The sequence below is a fragment of the Bartonella sp. CL71SXKL genome, assembly GCF_042194935.1.
GTDB lineage: Bacteria > Pseudomonadota > Alphaproteobacteria > Rhizobiales > Rhizobiaceae > Bartonella.
The window spans coordinates 1-5,566 of record NZ_JBHINI010000037.1; the positions used below are offsets into that span (position 1 = coordinate 1).

The 5,566-nt window shown below is 36.8% G+C and carries 1 protein-coding gene; it reads left to right on the top strand.

Features of this window, described 5'->3' with window-relative positions; all coding sequences use genetic code 11:
• Positions 1–590 precede the first annotated feature (590 nt).
• A complete protein-coding gene (locus tag ACFILA_RS08975) occupies positions 591–5,564 on the top strand; it encodes a DEAD/DEAH box helicase (RefSeq protein WP_375661059.1) in 4,974 nt (1,657 codons plus the stop codon).
• The last annotated feature ends 2 nt before the right edge of the window (positions 5,565–5,566 follow it).

Genomic DNA, 5,566 nt, shown 5'->3' on the forward strand with positions numbered 1-5,566 from the left:
ACATCAATATCCCCATAAATATAAAGGATAAGTTTGCTCAACCATATCCCCTTGCATTCATAGAGTGAACCTTCAAAAGACGCCTAATCTATGAGTTTTAGGGGTTTTGAGTATTTTGAGGGTTCCTTTTACCCCCCTTTATATATTTTTTTCAATCGAAAAATAAAAGTCATTATATTTCAATAGGTTAATATTTTAAACAAACAACCTATATTAAACACAACACGTAAATACAATCTATGATATATATTTAAAGGAGTTTTGAAGGTATTTTGAGGGTTTTAAACACCTTCAAAACCTATCTATAAACTTATCAAAATACTCATTCTGATATATTAAAGCCCATAGTACATTTATCTTGATTAACCCGTGAAATGAATAGCAAATTTCACTACTTTGCTGATCTTATTCCATGTCATGGGCTGTTGATAAGCAGCCTTAAAGACCCCTTTTGAAAAAAATATCGGCTTTTTTTAGCAGTTTTTTTCCCTTTTTTATCGTTATTTGCTTTAAATGCATTTAATTAAATTCATTTTGATTCTTTTGATGATTATTAATCATCTCATAAGGCAAGGGATTTTTATTACAATATGCTGCAATCTATTAAGTCTGATAAAGAACAATTCACTTTACGCTCCCTTTTACAATCCTATCGTGAACAGACAACTTCAAATACTCTACGAGGGAAAGTGTTTGAAGATTTTGTGACAAAATATCTTATGTATGACCCTCTCCACTATGGGCGATATGAAAAAGTTGAGAGCTATTATGAATGGGCTAAAGAGCGTGAAGGTTGGAATAAAAATGATATCGGCATTGATCTGGTTGCCAAGCTTCGCAATCAAGAGGGCTATGTGGCTATTCAATGTAAGTTTTATCAAGCAGACCATCAGATCAGTAAAAAGGATATTGATAGCTTTATCGCGGCATCTGGAAAAGACATCTTTAAATATCGACTTCTCGTTGACAGCACAGAAGTGGAATTAAGTGACAATGTGAATGCCATGATTAAAGGACAAGCGATACCCGTTTATCGTATTGACCTTCGTCATATGGAAAACAGTCGGATAGATTGGCAAATATTTGCAACGAAAAAAGAAGTTGTTCTGAAATCAACAAAAGAGCCTCGTCCCCATCAAGAAGAAGCCATCAAGAAAGTCTGTGAAGGTTTAAAAGAAGCAGACCGTGGCAAGCTGATTATGGCATGTGGTACGGGGAAGACTTTCACCAGTTTGAAGATAGCAGAAACCCTTGCTGGGAAAGGCAAGCGTGTTTTGTTTCTGGTACCTTCTCTGGCTTTAGTCTCGCAAACAATCCGTGAATGGACAGCCGATGCACAAATCCCGTTGCGTTCCTTTGCGGTGTGTTCGGATACAAAAGTAGGCAAGCGTCGTAAAAACCAAGATGATATTGTTGGCATGGAAACATCAGATCTTGTTCTCCCTGCTACCACGGATGCTCAAGCCCTTGCTAAAGAAGCTTGTGAATCCCTAGCAGATGCAATGACCGTGGTCTTTTCAACTTACCATTCTATCCAAGTGATTTCAGATGCGCAAAAAGAGCATGGTTTACCCGAATTTGATCTAATCATTTGCGATGAAGCACATAGAACAACTGGGGCTGTGTTAGGAACAGACAAGCGTGAATCTGAATTTATCAAGGTTCATGATAACAGAATCATTCGGGGTAAAAAACGTCTATATATGACAGCAACCCCCAAAATCTTTACAGATAAGATAAAAAGGAAAGCTGACCTATCTGATACTGTTCTTGCCTCTATGGATGACGAAAAAATTTATGGCAAAGAACTGCATCATTATACATTTGCGGAAGCTCTAGAACATAAACTGTTATCACCTTGTAAAGTTATCATATTAGTTGTCAATGAAAAAGAAGTAAGCCAATCCATTCAACATCTTATTACCGATAAGAATTATGAACTTATTCTTGACGATAGGACCAAGATTAATGGCTGTTATAGAGCCCTTACCAAAATGGATCTGAAACTTGATCTTGAAGATGACCCCAATCCCATGCGTAGAGCTTTAGCATTTTGCAAAGATATTGATACTTCTAAACGCATATGCAAGGAATTCAAAAAAGAAAAAGTTCAAGAATCTTTGCACGCCCTTCATAAAAACTATAAAGATACTCCCCCTCTTAACTGTACTCTTGCCCATATTGATGGAACCTTTAGTGCTAAAGAGCGTACAAAACAACTTGACTGGTTAAAGGAAGATGCGGGGGAAAATACGTGTCGTGTGCTAACCAATGTACGCTGTCTTTCTGAGGGTGTTGATGTTCCTGCTCTTGATGCTGTTCTATTCTTACACCCGCGAAAAAGTCAAATTGAGATTATTCAAGCAATAGGCCGTGTCATGCGTCGAGCAGAGGGTAAGAAAAGAGGCTATATCATTCTACCCGTTGGAGTACCGGCTGGCATTCCACCAGTACAAGCCTTGGAAAATAATCCAAAATATGATGTCATCTGGCAAGTCGTCAATGCTTTGCGTGCCCATGATGAGAGTTTTAATAAAATAATCCACCATATGTCCATAAAACAGGACGTAAGCTATGCCCTTGATATTATTGTTCCTTCTCAAAAGGCTACCTCAGAAGATACAACTGTGGTTATTGATGACTTACCTATACGCTCAAAATCAGAATATTCAGGACTGAACATTGGATCACCAACTTATGAATCCTTTCACGGATATAAACCAGAAGAAGAATTATCCCTTTTTTCTCAATATCCGGATGTCATTAGAGCAGCTATTGTTAAGAGAAATTACGACCCTAGCTATTGGAAAAGATGGGCAACCAATGTTGCTGATCTTGCTCAAAATCATATCACACGCTTAACCGAAGTTTTAACAAAATCAGAAACGGAAACGCGGCGGGTGTTTAATGGTTTTATGACCGAATTACGTAACAATTTAAACACGACCCTCTCCGAAGAAAATGCGATTGAAATGCTTGCACAACATCTTGTGACGCGTCCAGTCTTTGATGCTTTGTTTGAGGGGCATCAGTTTGTTCAAGAAAATCCCGTCTCTTGTGCTTTACAACGTGTACTTAATATCCTTGATAAAGTTACTCTTAAAGAAGAATCTCAAGATTTCAGAACTATCTCTAGGAATGTACAATTTTACACACGAGGAACTACAAGTCTTGAAGCACAACAAAACTTAATTGTAAAGCTTTATAATGAATTTTTCCGTCATGCTTTTCCGCGTACGGTAGAAAAATTAGGAATTGTTTATACGCCCATTGAGGTTGTGGATTTTATCATTCATTCTGTTGATGATGTTTTACGCAATGAATTTGGAAAAAGCCTTGGTTCACGGGGTGTCTCTATTCTTGACCCTTTCACGGGAACGGGTACCTTTATTACACGGCTTTTACAATCAGATCTCATCAAACCAGAGGATATGGAATATAAATACCGTTATGATATCCATGCCAATGAGATTGTCTTACTTGCCTATTACATAGCAGCGATTAACATTGAATCGACCTATCATAGTATCATGAAAGGAGAATATATCCCTTTCAAGCATATTGGTTTGACTGATACGTTTCGGATGCTTGAAGAAAAGAATCTGCTGCAAAAATTATTCAAAGAAAACAGTGAATATTTAGAGCATCAAAAGAAACTGGATATCGAAGTTATTTTTGGTAACCCTCCTTATTCGATAGGACAAAAAAGCGAAAACGACAATGCAAAGAACACTCCCTATCCCATATTAAATAAACGTATTGGTGACACTTATGCCGCTCATTCAAAAGCAAGTCTTATGCAGGCGCTTTATGATAGTTACATCCGCGCCATTCGCTGGGCAAGTGACCGTATAAAAGACCGTGGTGTGATTGGTTTTGTTACAAATGCAAGTTTTATAGATACAAAATCTATGGATGGCTTACGCAAATGCCTCGTTGAAGAATTTAGCAGCCTTTATATTTTTCATTTACGTGGTAATCAACGAACCTCTGGAGAACTTTCTCGCAAAGAAGGTGGAAAAATTTTTGGTGAAGGTTCTCGTGCCCCTATAGCGATTTCTATTTTGGTTAAAAATCCAAATGCACAACAACATGGGAAAATATATTTCCGTGATATTGGAGATTATCTCAATAGAGAAGAAAAGCTTAAGACAATTAAAAAATTTGGTAGCATTAATGGTATTACACGGAGTAAACAAGGTTGGCAAATAATTACACCGGATAGGCATAATGATTGGATAAATCAACGTGATGACAGTTTCAAGACATTTCTAGCTTTAGGTGTTAAGAAAGGTCATGATACAAAGCTTTTTGAAACTTATTCCTGTGGCGTTCTAACCAGTCGTGATGCGTGGGCATACAACTCAAGTCGTAATGCTTTATCAAAAAACATGTACAACATGATTAACTTCTATAATAGCGAAGTGGAGCGCTTTAACGAAGCTTATGGACATGTTGATCGCAAAATACGTGAAAAGGCTATAGACAATTTCGTTAACGCTGATGCTACAAAGATCAGTTGGAGTAGTACTCTTAAACGAGAATTTATAAGAGAAAAATTATTTGAGTTCGAGGAGACGTGCTTTATTCAAAGTATTTATCGCCCTTTTACAAAACAATGGCTCTATTATAATCGTGCTTTCAACGATAGAGTTTCCATAATGCCATGTATATTTCCTATAGGAAAATCAGTTGAAAATAAAATGATACAACTTACAGGCATAGGAGCAAAAAAAACCTTTTCTGTTCTTATGATTAAAGCTGTGTCTGATTATCAGGTGATAGAAAACGGTCAATGCTTTCCGCAATATCTTTATGAAGATATTGTATCCTTAAAAGAGAAAAGTGAAAAGCAATCCCATTTATTTACAAACTCTATAGAGGAAAACAAAACAGCTGGTTTACAACGCCGTGATGCCATTACGGATGAAGGATTAGCACATTTTAAAGCCGCTTATCCTAATGAAACTATCACTAAAGATGATCTATTTTATTATGTTTACGGGATTTTGCATTCAGAAGATTACCGCACCCGTTATGCTGATAACCTCTCTAAAGAATTGCCTCGTATCCCTTGTGTAAAGAGCACTGAAGATTTTTGGAAATTTGTAACTGCAGGGCGTGAACTGGGGCATTTGCATATGAACTATGAAACTGTAGAACCTTATCCTGTAACCTTTAAAAAAGGTGATCCAAAACTCACTGATATCCCTAATCCTGAAAAATTCTATTATGTTACAGAAATGAATTTTTTTGGGAATAGTAAAGTAAAAGATAAATCGACAGTTTTTTACAACAGCAATGTCACAATGACAGATATCCCTCTTGAAGCTTATGAATATATCGTCAATGGTAAACCCGCTCTTGAATGGGTTATGGAACGGCAATGTGTAAAGACTGATAAAAAGAGCGGCATTGTTAATGATGCCAATCGCTATGCTGTTGAAACCATTGGCAACCCTGCCTACCCTCTAGAGTTGTTTCAAAGAGTTATTACCGTAAGTTTAGAAACAATGAAAATCGTAAAAAAACTACCAAAATTAGAAATGAGAGAAACTGAATAGAT